Origin of the sequence: Bradyrhizobium lablabi, from assembly GCF_900141755.1 — a bacterium.
GTDB classification, from domain to species: Bacteria; Pseudomonadota; Alphaproteobacteria; order Rhizobiales; family Xanthobacteraceae; genus Bradyrhizobium; species Bradyrhizobium lablabi_A.
Window position 1 is genome coordinate 2834088 of record NZ_LT670844.1, and the last position, 14441, is coordinate 2848528.

The 14441-nt window shown below is 63.0% G+C and carries 12 protein-coding genes; 5 read left to right on the top strand and 7 right to left on the bottom strand.

Translation table 11 applies throughout. The features are described 5' to 3' along the window. Positions 1-83: 83 nt before the first annotated feature. From B5526_RS13155 to B5526_RS13165, 3 genes are all read right to left on the bottom strand, one after another. Positions 84-479, bottom strand: a complete 396-nt coding sequence (locus tag B5526_RS13155) for a type II toxin-antitoxin system death-on-curing family toxin (protein WP_079538590.1) — start codon at positions 477-479, stop codon at positions 84-86. Continuing rightward, a complete protein-coding gene (locus B5526_RS13160; RefSeq protein ID WP_079538591.1) occupies positions 476-748 on the bottom strand; it encodes an AbrB/MazE/SpoVT family DNA-binding domain-containing protein in 273 nt (90 codons plus the stop codon). Before B5526_RS13160 ends, B5526_RS13155 begins: the two co-directional genes overlap by 4 nt. Before the next feature lie 75 nt (positions 749-823). Continuing rightward, a complete protein-coding gene (locus B5526_RS13165) occupies positions 824-2692 on the bottom strand; it encodes a M3 family oligoendopeptidase (protein ID WP_079538593.1) in 1869 nt (622 codons plus the stop codon). 136 nt (positions 2693-2828) lie between these two features. Here B5526_RS13165 and B5526_RS13170 point away from each other — a divergent pair, with 136 nt between their 5' ends. The 3 genes from B5526_RS13170 to B5526_RS13180 all read left to right on the top strand — a co-directional run bounded on the left by B5526_RS13170 (position 2829) and on the right by B5526_RS13180 (position 8866). Beyond that, entirely contained in the window at positions 2829-4340 is a 1512-nt protein-coding gene (locus B5526_RS13170; RefSeq protein WP_079538594.1) for a sigma-54-dependent transcriptional regulator, read from the top strand. Between the two features lie 406 nt (positions 4341-4746). Continuing rightward, positions 4747-6969 carry a L,D-transpeptidase family protein gene (locus tag B5526_RS13175; RefSeq protein WP_079538596.1) on the top strand — a complete coding sequence of 741 codons (2223 nt, stop codon included), beginning with the start codon at positions 4747-4749 and terminating at the stop codon, positions 6967-6969. Positions 6970-7243: 274 nt separating this feature from the next. Beyond that, the gene (locus tag B5526_RS13180; RefSeq protein WP_244562285.1) at positions 7244-8866 is read left to right on the top strand and encodes a DUF882 domain-containing protein; all 1623 of its coding nucleotides are present in this window, start codon (positions 7244-7246) and stop codon (positions 8864-8866) included. A gap of 36 nt (positions 8867-8902) precedes the next feature. Here B5526_RS13180 and B5526_RS13185 read toward each other — a convergent pair whose 3' ends face one another. The 3 genes from B5526_RS13185 to B5526_RS13195 form a co-directional block, all read right to left on the bottom strand. After that, positions 8903-10669 (bottom strand): adenylate/guanylate cyclase domain-containing protein, encoded by a 1767-nt coding sequence (locus tag B5526_RS13185; protein WP_079538599.1) that lies wholly within the window; start codon positions 10667-10669, stop codon positions 8903-8905. An 86-nt stretch (positions 10670-10755) separates the two neighbouring features. Continuing rightward, on the bottom strand, positions 10756-11028 hold the full coding sequence (locus B5526_RS13190) for a DUF2312 domain-containing protein (RefSeq protein WP_079538601.1): 273 nt from the start codon (positions 11026-11028) through the stop codon (positions 10756-10758). Positions 11029-11299: 271 nt separating this feature from the next. Further along, a complete protein-coding gene (locus B5526_RS13195) occupies positions 11300-11602 on the bottom strand; it encodes a DUF1244 domain-containing protein (protein ID WP_079544962.1) in 303 nt (100 codons plus the stop codon). A 195-nt stretch (positions 11603-11797) separates the two neighbouring features. On the opposite strand from B5526_RS13195, the gene B5526_RS13200 reads away from it, so the two are divergent. Both B5526_RS13200 and pyk read left to right on the top strand, forming a co-directional pair. After that, positions 11798-12430 carry a DUF1036 domain-containing protein gene (locus B5526_RS13200; protein WP_079538602.1) on the top strand — a complete coding sequence of 211 codons (633 nt, stop codon included), beginning with the start codon at positions 11798-11800 and terminating at the stop codon, positions 12428-12430. After that, positions 12427-13863, top strand: a complete 1437-nt coding sequence (gene pyk, locus B5526_RS13205) for a pyruvate kinase (protein WP_079538604.1) — start codon at positions 12427-12429, stop codon at positions 13861-13863. Before B5526_RS13200 ends, pyk begins: the two co-directional genes overlap by 4 nt. 130 nt (positions 13864-13993) lie before the next feature. On the opposite strand, the gene B5526_RS13210 is transcribed toward pyk, so the two are convergent. Further along, positions 13994-14422, bottom strand: a complete 429-nt coding sequence (locus tag B5526_RS13210; RefSeq protein ID WP_079538606.1) for an OsmC family protein — start codon at positions 14420-14422, stop codon at positions 13994-13996. Positions 14423-14441 lie beyond the last annotated feature (19 nt).

Below are 14441 nucleotides of genomic sequence, written 5' to 3' on the forward strand. Positions count from 1 at the left end.
TATCCCCAGTTAATGCTCGCGTGTCGCGGTGGAATTACCGCAAACCCGGTGAGAGGGCAACGGCGCGGAGTCCGCTGCTCCCTCTATTTGGATGGCTCGGGCGGCCAATTATCCCTGATCCAGCGGGTGAGGTTTTCCTCACTGACCTCGCCAGCTGCCAGCGAGAGGATCATGGTTGCGGCGTCCGCTTCAGGCACGACAAAATCGACGCCGTTCACACCGAGGAAGGTGTATAGCGCAAGCAACGAGGTACGCTTGTTGCCGTCGACAAATGGATGGTTGCGCGCAATACCGAAGGCATGGGCCGCGGCCAATTCGGCTAGTTCCGCCTGCTCGTAAGACCAGCGGTTTTTTGGCCGGTCGAGCGCGGACTCCAGCATGCCCTCATCGCGCAAACCGCTCGCGCCGCCGTGGATGGTGAGTTGTTCGTCGTGAATCGCAACAACCATTTGGCGGGTGAGCCAAAATGGCTCGGTCATTTGGCAAGCTTGGCCAAAGCGTTGTGGTAGCGCTTCATGCCACGCCGGGCGACTTCCATCGCCTTCTCGAAATCCGGATCGTAAGGGGTTAGCCGAAACCCGCCATCGGGCGTCAGGGTCGCATAAAGCTTGTCGCCGACGCCGACGTGCATCCGAGCCAGGACGTCTTTCGAGAGAATAATTCCCGAAGAATTGCCAATCTTTTTGATTTCGACGGTCCCGATCACTTGGCCGCGGGGATCGGGCCCAATTTTCGATTGTTCGTTCATTGCTTAACTCCGTTATACGAAATGTATAACACGGCCGCACGTCCCGTTCAACAAATGTTTTACACCCGCCGCCGTTCAGCCCATCCCCTCCAGCTCATCGATCATGCCCGCGATCACCGACAGCCCGCCATCCCAGAATTTGGGATCCTTGGCGTCCAGCCCGAAAGGTTTCAGGAGTTCGGAATAATGCTTGGTGCCGCCGGCTGAGAGCATCGCGAGATAACGCTCGGCAAAGCCTTCCTGGGCGTGTTCGTAGACCGCATAGAGCGAGTTCACCAGGCAATCGCCGAACGCATAGGCGTAGACGTAGAACGGCGAATGGATGAAGTGCGGGATATACATCCAGAAATTCTCGTAGCCCGGCCGGATGTCGATCGCCGGCCCGAGGCTCTCGCCCTGCACGCTGAGCCAGATTTCGCCGATGCGCTTCGCGGTCAATTCGCCGTTTTTCCGCTCGGTATGGATGGCGCGCTCGAACGTGTAAAACGCGATCTGCCGCACCACCGTGTTGATCATGTCCTCGACCTTGCCGGCGAGCAGCGCCTGGCGCTGTTTTGCATTCTTGGTCTGCGCCAACAGCCGCTTGAAGGTGAGCATCTCGCCGAACACGCTTGCGGTTTCGGCGAGCGTCAGCGGCGTCGGGGCCATCAGCGGGCCGTTCTTCGCCGCCAGCACCTGATGCACGCCGTGGCCGAGCTCGTGGGCCAGCGTCATCACGTCGCGCGGCTTGCCCTGATAATTCATCAGCACATACGGATGCGCCGACGGCGTGGTCGGGTGCGAGAACGCGCCCGGCGCCTTGCCGGGCCGCACCGGCGCATCGATCCAGCGATGGGTGAAGAATTGCTCGGCAATGCTCGCCATCTCGGGCGAGAAGCCGCGGTAGGCCGTCAGCACCATGTTCTGCGCATCGCGCCAGGCGATGCTGCCGGTGGCGGCAAACGGCAGCGGCGCGTTGCGGTCCCAATGCGCGAGCTTTTTCTTTTTGAACCAGCCGGCTTTCAATTGGTAATAGCGATGCGACAATTTTGGGTAGGCTGATCGAACCGAGCCGACCAGCGCGTCGACCACCTCGCGCTCGACGCGGTTGTTGAGGTGCCGTGAATCCGCGACGTCCTTGAATCCGCGCCAGCGATCGGAAATATCCTTGTCCTTGGCGAGCGTATTGGTGATCAGCGCAAAGGTCCGCTCATTGGCCTTGAAAGTTTTCGCCAGCGCCTGCGCCGCCGCCTTGCGCTTGTCGCCGACGCGGTCCTGCAACAGGCTCAACGTCGGCTCGATCGCAAGCTCCTTGCCGGAGACCTTGAAGCGCAACGCGGAGATGGTCTGATCGAACAGCCGGTTCCAGGCACTGTAGCCGCTCTGGGATTTTTCGTGAAACAATTGCTCGATGCGATCCTCGAGCTGATACGGCTTTTCCTTGCGCAGATCCTCGATCCACGGGCGATAATGCGCCAGTTCCGGGCTCTCGAGCGCGCGCTCGATCACGGCATCGTCGATGCGGTTGAGTTCGAGCGGAAAGAACAGCAAATGCACCGACGCGTTGGTCAGCCGTTCGGAAACGTCGCCATAGAATTTGGAAATCGCGGGATCGACGCTGTCGCCGGCATGAACGAGGCCCGCATAAGAGCCGAGGCGGCCGGCGAGATCGTCGATCGCCTCGTAGCGCCTGACCGCCTCCGCGAGCCATTTGCCGCCGCCCTCTGTTGCGGTGTTTTCCGCGAGCTTGCCCTTGTAGTCGGTCTCAAACGCGACGCATTCGGAATCCATCTTCTCGAGGTCGCGCCTAACTTCCGGCGCGTCGATGCCGGAATAGAGATCGGCCAGATTCCATTCCGGCAGTTTGCCGGTCTTGGATTTGGCGATGGGTTTGGCCGCGGATTTCTTGCCTTCCGGCTTGTGAGCTGCGGACTTGCGGAGAGCGGATGTGGAGCGCGAGGTCATCTTGTTCGAAACCTGTGTTCAACCGGAGCTGCGGGTGCGAGGCGAGGGCGGGACGGCAAGGTTTAAGAGGGCGTTAATCGGCATCGGCGAGAGTGCCCCGATTCGAGACAGATAATCGTAACGAGTGGGGAACGCCATGGCTGCCAGCATTTTGATTGTCGACGACGACGCCGTCGCACGCCGCCTGGTGGAAAACATGGTGCAGAAATGCGGCTATGAGACGGTCGTGGTCGATTCAGGCGACGCCGCCATTGCCGCCTTGACCGCCGCCGACGCGCAGCCGATCGATGCGGTGGTGCTCGATCTGGTGATGCCCGGCCTCGACGGCATGGGGGTGTTGGCCAAAATCCGCGACGCCGGCCTCAACGTTCCCGTGATCGTGCAGACCGCGCATGGCGGCATCGACAATGTGGTCTCGGCGATGCGTGCCGGCGCCCAGGATTTCGTCGTGAAACCGGTCGGCATTGAGCGGCTCCAGGTGTCGCTGCGCAATGCACTCAACGCCTCTGCGCTGAAGGGCGAATTGCAGCGCATCCGCCACAGCCGCGAAGGCCGTCTGACCTTTGCCGACGTCGTCACCCGCAGCGAGATCATGGCCGGCGTGCTGCGCATCGCGCAAAAGGCGGCCTCTTCCACCATTCCGGTGCTGGTCGAAGGCGAATCCGGCGTCGGCAAGGAATTGTTCGCCCGCGCCATCCATGGCAGCGGCGAGCGCAAATCGAAACCTTTTGTCGCGGTCAATTGCGGCGCCATCCCCGACAATCTCGTCGAGTCGATCCTGTTCGGTCACGAGAAGGGCGCGTTCACCGGCGCCACCGAACGCCACACCGGCAAATTCGTCGAAGCCTCCGGCGGCACGCTCTTCCTCGATGAAGTCTCCGAATTGCCGCTGGCAGCCCAGGTGAAACTGCTTCGCGCGCTGCAGGAAGGCGCGGTGGAAGCGGTCGGCGGGCGCAAGCCGGTCAAAGTCGACGTCCGCATCATTTCGGCGACCAACCGCAAATTACTCGACCGCGTCAAAAGCGGACATTTTCGCGAAGACCTGTTCTATCGTCTTCACGTCCTGCCGCTGACGATCCCGCCATTGCGGGCGCGGCGCGAGGACATCCCGCATCTGTTGCGGCACTTTCTGGCAAGGTTCTGCGCCGAGGAAAATCGCCCCATCACCGGCATCAGCGGCGAAGCGATGGCGCAGCTCGCGCAACTCGAATGGCCCGGCAATATCCGCCAGCTCGAAAACGCGGTTTATCGCGCCGTCGTCATGAGTGACGGCGACCAGTTGGGCCTGGCCGATTTTCCGTTGGCAATCTCCCAATCGCCCGCCATGCCGGAAGCAAACGGCCAGCACGGCGAGCCGCTGATCGTTGCGCCCGCCTTTCATTCAACCGCGCCGGCCATGGTTTCAGGTAACGAGATACCTATCGCGCCCCTGCCGGCGGCGGGAATGCTGGCGATGCTGACGCGATCGGGCGACATGCGGCCGCTGGAAGAAATGGAGAACGAGATCATCCGCTTCGCGATCTCGCATTATCGCGGGCAGATGTCCGAGGTTGCGCGCCGCCTCAAAATCGGCCGCTCGACGCTTTACCGTAAGCTCGACGAGGCGGCCACGAACGATTCCACCGCCGGCACCGACGACGCGAACTAAGGCGAATGCCCGATTTCTGCGCTGCCGTATTCGTTAACGAAGAGACTGAAGACGCTAGCGATTTCCGGAACGTTTGAACCGTTGCTTGACGGTGACAGACAAAAGGAAAAGTGCGAGGCAACCCGCACAATCAGTTGCCAACGGGGGTCCTTTGAAGTCAGTTTGTCGTGAGTTGCCCCGTGTGGCGCTGGCTTTCGCGAATGGGGCCCGTGTATCGTCTGCGTATGAATCGTGGCGTGCAGGCGTACGAAAATTCAAAAGGGGCGCATTCCGACGTGAACCAATGACGTTGAATGCGCTTAACAACCGATCAGGCCGGCGCTTTAGCCTAGGTTAGGACGGACGATATCACGAGCTGCTCCATGGAACTGTTCCATGCCGGCAGCTTCGCCGAAGGGGTGTGACGATGCGTGACTGCTTGTTGAAGAACCGTGGTGGATTTGACCGCGTCCTGATGACGATTGCGGCAACCTTCCTCACGGTGTCTGCGACCTCGGCACTTGCTACCTCAGCACTGGCGCAGGCCGATCCGGTCCGCAACAGCGCCGCCGAACTCGCGATCGATGCGGCGGTGCCGCGTCCCGAGCCGGCAAATGTCCCGCCCCCGACCATCAACGACTTCAAGATGGACACCACGGCATCGGTGCCCGACCCGGCCAAGAACGACGCGCCAAAAGCCGATGCACCGAAAGCAGCGGAAAAGGCACCGGAGACCAAGCCATCCGATGTCGTCACCGCTCCGGCCACCGACACCAACGCTCCCAAAAACGACGCCACCAAGAACGACGCGACCAAAAGCGATACTGCGACCACGACGCCCGCGGCGGCGCCGCCGGCTGCAGCGACCGCTACCCCGGCTCCCGAGCCCGCCAAGGAGCCGACCAAGGCCGCCAGCAACGTGCCCCCGGCAGACCAGCCGGTCGCCGACAAATTGCGCGAGATGCTAGCTGCGAAATCGCTGCGCTATTTCGACCGCAAGGCCGAACGGACGGCGGTCGAGAAATTTTACACCGCACGCGAGTTTGCACCACTGTGGACGCAAGCCGGCAGCCTCACCGAGAGCGGCAAGGGCGTCCTCGCCCGCCTCAAGGATGCGGCTTCCGAAGGCTTGAACGCCGCCGATTATCCGGTGCCGGATTTTGCCGGCGCGACCAATCCGGACGCACTCGCCGAAGCCGACCTGAAGCTGACCGCCAGCATGCTGGATTACGCCCGCCACGCGCAGAGCGGCCGGATGCATTGGTCGCAGGTGTCCGGCGACATCTCCTATCCAGAGCACCCGACCGATCCCATTGAAGTGCTGACCAATGTCACGACCGCGAAGGACGCCTCCGCCGCGCTCGACGGCTACAACCCGCCGCAGAAGCTCTACAAGGAGCTGAAGGCAAAACTCGCCGAATTGCGCGGCCAGGGCGATGGACCGGTGATCCAGATCGCCGACGGACCGGCCCTCAAATTCACGCCGGCCCGCGGCAAGAAGCTGCCTGAAGCGATGATGGAAGATCCGCGCGTGCCCCAGCTGCGCGCCAAGCTCGGCATCTCCGAGAATGCCGACGACACCCATTACGATGCCAAGGTCGCCGAGGCCGTGCGCAAATTCCAGGAAGGCGCCGAACTCAAGCCCACCGGCATCCTCGACGACAAGACCGTCAGGGCCATCAACAGCCCGAAGCGCGACAAGCAGATCGACATCGTGATCGTCAACATGGAGCGTTGGCGCTGGCTGCCGCGCCAGCTCGGCGCGCCCTCGATCGGCAACGCCTATGTCATTCTCAACATCCCCGACTATACGCTCAAGGTGATGCAGAACGGCGGCCCGGTCTGGACCACCAAGGTGGTGACCGGACAGCCCGGCATTCACGCAACGCCGCTTCTGACCGAGACGATGAAGTTCATCACGGTCAATCCGACCTGGAACGTGCCGCCTTCGATCATCTACAACGAATATCTGCCGGCGCTACAGCAGGATCCGACGGTGCTGCAGCGCATGGGGCTGAAGCTCGACCGCGCCGCCGACGGCTCGATCCACATCTCGCAGCCGCCCGGCGAGGCCAACGCACTTGGGCGCATCCGCTTCAATTTCCCGAACAAATTCCTGGTGTATCAGCACGACACCCCGGACAAGAACCTGTTCGCCAAGGAAGAGCGCGCGTTCAGCCACGGCTGCATGCGGGTGCAGAATCCGGATATTTATGCCGCGACGCTGCTCAACATCACCGCGCCGAACGAGCACTACACGCCTGAAAAAATCCACAGCATGTATGGTCACAGCGAGATCGACATCAAATTCCCGACCCCGATCCCGGTCAACATCACCTACCAGACCGCGTTTGTGGACGATGCCGGCAAGCTGCAATTCCGCCGGGATGTCTATGGCCGCGACGCCACCATGCTGGCGTTGTTGAAGAACACCCGAAGCAAGGATCTGGAAAACGTGGTCGCGCATTCGCAGCCGAGCTATTCCCATCCGGTCGGCAATCTGCCGGCGGGCGTGAACTTCGCCAGCGACAACTCGTTCTCTTCGGGTCCGTCGTTCTTTGAGCGGCTGTTCGGGCCGCCGACGCCGCCCGCGCCGATACCCGGCCGCCGGGGGCAGCCGCAGCAGCGGCGGCTCTATTATACCCGCTGATCGTTCACCATCCTTGAGACGGTCTGAGCTGAATTCCCTAACCGAATCAAAGGCCCCGCTCTTCGAGCGGGGCCTTCCGCATTAACCACTCTCCATCTGGTCTTAACCAGTGGGCTATTTTTCGCCACACTCGGCGGGTTAGGTTAAGGCCGACTTGGGGGGTGGGAATAAAATCCAATTAACCCACCCAGAATTAAGACTGCGTTAACCCTCTTTCGCCACACGGGGTAGCGGAAGAGTTCCTTGCTCGGTCGACTTCAGGGTGGGCTCATTTGTGCTGACTGGTTTCGCACGCCAATTCAATTCGCGCTCACTACCAAAAGCCGGAGTCCATCTCGGCCTCACATCCCTGTTGCTGCTGGTCGGAGCCGGATCAGTCCATGACGCGACGGCGCTGAACGAAACCCGCACGCTGTCGTTTCACCACACCCATTCCGATGAAGACTTGACCGTCACCTTCAAGCGCGACGGGCGCTATGACGAAGAGGCGCTGAAACAGCTCAATCATTATCTCCGCGACTGGCGCAGCCAGGACCAGACCGTGATGGATCGGCATTTGTTCGATATCCTCTGGGAGGTCTATCGCGACGTCGACGGCAAGAAGCCGATCCAGATCATTTCGGCCTACCGTTCCCCCGCCACCAACGCCATGCTCCGCCGCCGTTCCTCCGGCGTGGCGCGTTTCAGCCAGCACATGCTCGGCCACGCCATGGATTTCTTCATTCCGGATGTGCCGCTCGAGCAGATCCGGTTCGCCGGGCTGCGCCTGCAGCGCGGCGGCGTCGGGTTCTATCCGACCTCGGGCTCGCCTTTCGTCCATCTGGACACCGGCAGCATTCGCCACTGGCCGCGCATGACCCACGACCAGCTGGCGCGCGTCTTCCCGGATGGGCGCACCGTGCACGTGCCCTCCGACGGCACACCGCTGAAGGGTTATGAGTTCGCCCGCGCCGACATCGAAAAGCGCGGTGACGGCGACGGTGCTTCGACCAAGAGCATGCCGAACCTATTCGCCGCGTTGTTCAAGGGTAAATCGAGCGACGACGAAGACGAAGCCGCGAGCGCCCCCAGCGAAAAGCCAGCGCCTGCGAGCGTTGTGGCCGCAGCCGCTCCCGCCAAATCCGCCGACGCAAAATCGGCCGATTCGGTGCCGATGCCGCGCGCAAAGCCCGCCGCGACCCTGCAATTGGCGTCCGCCGATGTCCAGATCGTGCAGCCGCCGAAGCCGAAGCCGGCTAGTTCACCCGACAAGCAGGCCGCATCAACTGCAAAGACCGAAGCAAAACCCGAGACGCCGGCTGACATCATCAACGCCCGCGGCTTCTGGGGCGACGACGCCGCGGCGCCGAAACAGGCAACCCCCGCCCAGGTCGCAGCGCTCAGCGCCCGCCGCGCGCTCGACTCCGCCGATCCGCAACCGACCGCGAGCGTTCCTGCCGCGTTCCAGGCACTGGCCTACGCGCCGGCAGCCAATTCGCCGGTCGATCGCGCCAATATCGTCGCCGCCAGCGCGCCGATCCCCCACAGCAGCCGCCCTGCATCGGCGCCTCGCAACGCGATGGCCTCAACCAGGATCGACACGGTCGTCGCCAAGGGGCCGCAGGGTCAGGGCAGCCTGATCGCGACCTCGACCCGGCTTGCGGCCTCGGGCACCGGCGACACCTGGATGCGCATGATGATCCTGGCGCCGAGCGCGAGCACGTCGATGAATGCCACCGTGATCGGCGATGTCGACATGACCCTGATGCGGTCGCATTTCGCCAAGCCGGACACCGCGGTCGCGATGAGCTTCACCGATGACCCGATGATGGGCATGTCCTGCGACCACTTCTCGGGCTCGGCGACCGCGACGCTTGCGACGCAGTCCTTCGTGATGCGCACGGCGTCGCTGCGCTAGGGATTACAGCCCTTTCAGACATTCGCTCCGCCCCGGTCAGGCCGGCAAGCCCGCCTTGAGGAGCCCAGCCTCGTGGCGCTGGCGGTCGACATCCCGCTTGTAGTGTTGGGTGGCGAGGTAGGTGGCCACCGAGAATTTCGGCTCGCGCTTGAGGGTTTCCGCAGCGTGCGCGGTGGCCGCAACCGCGTTGCCCATCTGCGCAAAAGTGGCAGCGAGGAAGGCATGATGTGTATGGTCGGCCCGCGTGATCCGTGAGAAGGCCTCGGCGGCGTCGGCGTATTTCTCGGCGCAATAGCAGGCGCGCCCGAGATGGCTCCAGAAGCGCTCCGGGTGGTACGGGTTGAGGCGCATCGCCCTCTTGATCCAGTCGATGCCCTCCTCCGGCCGCCCCAGCCACGTTAGAAGCTCGCCCTGCTGCACCACCACAAGGTCGTAGTTGGGGTTGAGCGCGAGCGCACGCTCCTGATGGTACGTGGCCTTGTCATGATCCTCGCGCATCAGGTTTACCGCGGCGAGAATCCGGTGTACGTCGCTGTCATTGTCGTCGAGCGCCAGCGCGACCTCCAGTTCCGCAGCCAGCTGCTGGAACGTGGCATCGCGATCCGCGCACCACCCATAACCCCACGTCTGGCCCAGTACGCATGCCTTCCAGGCGTGAGCGTGAGCATAGTTCGGGTCTAGCACGAGGGCGCGGTCGAGCAGGCGCTGTGCTTCGGCGTTGTCCTCCCGGATCGAGCGGTGGTGCAGCACCCTGGCGGTCAGGACGCACTCATAAGCCGCCATGTTGTTGGTCTGCTTGCGCTTCGCGCGGTCGTGCGTGGCGGCTTCGACACGGCCGGGGAGCGTTGCAACGATCGCGCAGGTCATCTCGTCCTGGATGGCGAAGATATCCTCAAGCTTGCGGTCATAGCGTTCGGCCCAAATGTGCCGGTCGGTCTCTGCGTCGATCAGCTGCACGGTGACGCGGATGCGATCACCCACTTTCCGCACGCTCCCCTCAAGGACGTAATCGACGCCGAATTCGCGCGCGACGTCCTGCACCTTCACCGCCTTGCCCTTGTACACGAAGGTCGAGTTGCGCGAGATGACGAGCAGGTCGCGGAAGCGCGACAGCTCGGTAATGATGTCCTCGGTAAGCCCGTCCGCGAAGAACTCTTGCTCCGGGTCCCCGCTCATGTTAACGAGCGGCAGCACGGCGATGGAAGGTTTCTTGGAGATCGTGGTCGCCACAGCAGCGTCCGTCGCGCCCCCTGGCGCGGTGATCGCGTTGGGCTCAAGCCGGATCCGATAGACCCGGATCGGACGGGCGATATTCTTGACGCTCTGGTCGCCGAGATCCTCGAATATGATGTCGGCGAGCCGGTCGCCGACCTGATCGCGCACCGCGCCCGAGATGCAGATGCCGCCCGGCTCTGCAAGCATTTCCAGGCGCGCCGCGACATTGACGCCATCGCCAAAGATGTCGTTTTCTTCGACGATGACGTCGCCCAGATTGATGCCGATCCGGAACTGGATCCAGCGGCCCGGCGCGACGTCCGCGTTGCGTCGCGCCATCCGGCGCTGAACTTCGGCAGCGCACAAGACCGCATCGGCGACGCTGTGGAACTCGACCAGCATGCCGTCACCAGTGGTCTTGATGATGCGGCCGCGGTTCTTCGCGATGGCCGGATCGATGAGCTCGATCCGGTGGGTCTTGAGACGCGCGAGTGTCCCGGTCTCGTCGACCTCCATCAGTCGACTAAAGCCGACCATGTCGGCGGCGAGGACCGCTGCGAGCCTACGCTCTGGTCCAGGCACGTCCATCTCTCGGTTCCTTCACCGAGCAATCTAGCAGATGGCAGGCCTTTGCCCAAGCTTGCGTGCGCCGCAAAGAGCGGCTGGCTGGCGCCTCACAGCATCCCCAGCGCCTGCATATACGTCTCGAGGATCGTCTCCTGCTCGGCGCGCTCGTTGGCGTCCTGCTTGCGCAGACGTACGATGGTGCGCAGCGCCTTGACGTCGAAACCATTGCCCTTGGCTTCGGCGTAAACATCCCTGATATCGTCGGAAATCGTCTTCTTTTCTTCTTCCAGCCGCTCGACGCGCTCGATGATGGCCTTGAGCTGGTCTTTGGCGAATGTGGTCGCGGGCGCTTCCTTGACGGCGGCAGCAGAGGTGGCCATCGCTTACTCCTGAGTGGAACTATTGGTTGAGTGTGAAGAGAAGCGCCGCACGCTTTCCACGCACCGCATCCCGAAATGACCCTCAAGAGTGCGGCGCCTTGCGTCAAGGCAACATCGCGCTCATCCACAGCGCGCCCACAGGAGAAAAGATTCCCTCATGGTGAGGAGCGCGCAAAGCGCGCGTCTCGAACCATGAGGTCTGTGGCCTTCATCCTTCGAGACGCTTGCTTCGCAAGCTCCTCAGGATGAGGAGAGGGACTAGGTGGGCGAATCAATGCCCGCTATGGGCCTTTTTCATCGCGGCGAGCTGCTCGGGGCTGGCGGCGCCCTGATGGGTCTGTTTCCAGGTCTCATAGGGCATGCCGTAGACGGCCTCGCGGCTCTCGTCCTTGCTCATGACAGCCCCCCTGGCGTCGGCCTCTTCCTTGAGCCAGTTGGACAGGCAGTTGCGGCAGAACCCCGCCAGATTCATCAGGTCGATGTTCTGAACGTCGGTGCGCTCGCGCAGATGCCCCACCAGGCGGCGGAAGGCCGCCGCTTCGAGTTCCGTTCTGGTTTTGTCGTCAATGGCCATGGCCGCACCCTCGTCCTTTGCCGGAGGTATATCGATTGGTAAGATGGGCGTTGTCACATATTTTGCCATATCCCAGCGCAAATAGCGCGCCGACGGCGGGATTTTCGGCGCTCATTGCCCTAGAATGTCCTCGTGACCGTTGACAGTCCCGCCGGCTCACGCGAAATCGTCAACGAATTGATATAGCTTGGCTGAATGATCCCCGACGCTCCCCATCGCCACAACCGTTTGACCCATTCGCTTGCCGCCGGTCTGATCCCGGCACTGGCGCTCGCTCTACTGTGTCTGTGGAGCAGTCCGGCGGCCGCCGATTTCCGTCTCTGCAACAATACCTCGAGCCGGGTCGGCATTGCGCTTGGCTACAAGGATGCCGAGGGCTGGACCACCGAGGGCTGGTGGAACGTGTCGTCGCGAAGCTGCGAGACGCTGCTGCGCGGCACGCTGGTCGCCCGCTATTACTATATCTATGCACTCGATTACGACCGCGGCGGCGAGTGGTCGGGACAGGCCTTCATGTGCTCGCGCGACAAGGAATTCACCATCAAGGGCACCGAGAACTGCCTGGCGCGCGGATTCGACCGCACCGGCTTCTTCGAGGTCGACACCGGCGAGCAGCGCGCCTGGACGGTGCAATTGACCGAGTCCAACGAGCAGCCGGCGCAGCGGGTGCCGGGCATCCCGGGAACGGTCGGTCCGGGCGGGACGACAAACCTGCCGGGTCTCTCCAATTCGCCGGGCGCAGCGCCCGGCCTGCCCAACCCGCCGGGCGGGACGGCTCCGGGCGCGTCTGGTCAACCGCCAGCCGCAGCGCCCGGAACTAAGCCATGAGACGTCTGCGCCGCATCAAGATTCTCGCAACGCTCGGCCCTGCTTCTTCCGACAGCGCGATGATTCGCCGTCTGTTCGAGGCCGGCGCCGACGTGTTTCGCATCAATATGAGCCATACCTCGCACGACAAGATGCGGGAGCTGGTCAAGACCATCCGCAATGTCGAGTCTAGCTACGGCCGGCCGATCGGCATCCTGGTCGATCTGCAGGGCCCAAAGCTTCGCCTGGGCTCGTTCGCCGAGGGCGCGATCCAGCTCAACAATGGCGAAAGTTTTGTGCTCGATTCCGACAAGACGCCCGGCGACAACACCCGCGTCCAGCTTCCGCATCCGGAAATTCTCGCCGCGCTCAAGCCGGGTCACGCGCTGTTGCTCGATGACGGCAAGGTGCGTCTGATCGTCGAGGAAGCCTCACCGGACCGCGCCGTCACCCGCGTCGTGATCGGCGGAAAAATGTCGGACCGCAAGGGCGTCAGCCTTCCCGACACCGATCTGCCGGTTTCCGCCATGACGCCGAAGGACCGCGCCGATCTCGAAGCCGCGCTGGTCACGGGCATCGACTGGGTCGCGCTCTCCTTCGTGCAGCGCGCCGAGGACGTCGTCGAGGCCAAGAAGATGATCCGCGGCCGCGCCGCGGTCATGTCCAAGATCGAAAAGCCGCAGGCTATCGATCGGCTGCCCGAAATCCTGGAGGCGTCCGACGCACTGATGGTGGCGCGCGGCGATCTCGGGGTCGAATTGCCGCTGGAGCGGGTGCCGAGCCTGCAGAAACAAATGACGCGAATGGCGCGGCGCGCCGGCAAGCCGGTGGTGGTTGCAACCCAGATGCTGGAATCGATGATCCAGTCGCCGGTGCCGACCCGCGCCGAGGTCTCCGACGTCGCGACCGCCGTGTATGAAGGCGCCGACGCGATCATGCTGTCGGCGGAATCGGCGGCCGGCAAATTTCCGGTCGAGGCGGTCTCGACCATGAACCGCATCGGCGAGGAAGTGGAGCGCGACCCGACCTATCGCGGCGTGCTCAATGCGCAACGCGCCGAGCCGGAGCCGACCGTTGGAGATGCCATCGCCGACGCCGCGCGGCAAATCGCCGAGACGCTGGATCTAAGCGCCATCATCTGCTGGACCAGTTCGGGATCGACCGCGCTGCGGGTGGCGCGCGAGCGCCCCAAACCGCCGGTCGTCGCGATCACGCCGAACCTCTCGACCGGGCGCAAATTGTCCGCGGTCTGGGGCGTCCATTGCGTGGTCGCCGAAGACGCCAAGGACCTCGACGACATGGTCAGCCGCGCCGGCTCGATCGCCTTTCGCGACGGTTTTGCGCGGGCCGGCCAACGCGTCATCATCGTCGCCGGCGTGCCGCTCCGCGCTCCCGGCACCACCAACATGCTGCGCATCGCCTCCGTCGGCCCCGACGGCGACGCGGAGATGTGAGGCGGCTGCGCGCAACCCATTCACCGCCGTCGTTCCGGGATGGTCCGAAGGACCAGACCTCAGATGCGCAATTGCGCATCGGGGAATCTCGAGATTCCGGGTTCACGCTTCGCGCGCCCCGGAATGACAGTTAGCTCGAAAGCGTCGCGTCCAGCGTGATCTTGGTATTGAGCAATTTCGACACCGGACATCCGGCTTTTGCCATGCCCGCCAATTCCTCGAATTTCTTCTTGTCAGCGCCCGGGACCTTCGCATTCAGCGTGAGATGCACCGAGGTGATGGCAAAACCGTCGCCCTGCTTTTCAAGCGTGACGTCGGCCTTCGTCTCCATGTGCTCGGCGGTGAGCTTGGCCTCGCCGAGGATCAGCGACAGCGCCATGGTGAAGCAGGCGGCGTGGGCTGCGCCGATCAATTCTTCCGGGTTGGAGCCCGGCTTGCCCTCGAAGCGGCTGGCGAAGCCATAGGGGTAGTCCTTCAGCGCGCCGCTCTTGGTCGAGATCGCGCCCTTGCCGTCCTTGATGCCGCCCTGCCATTTGGCCGATCCATATGTCGTCGTCATGGGTTGCTCCACAGGATGA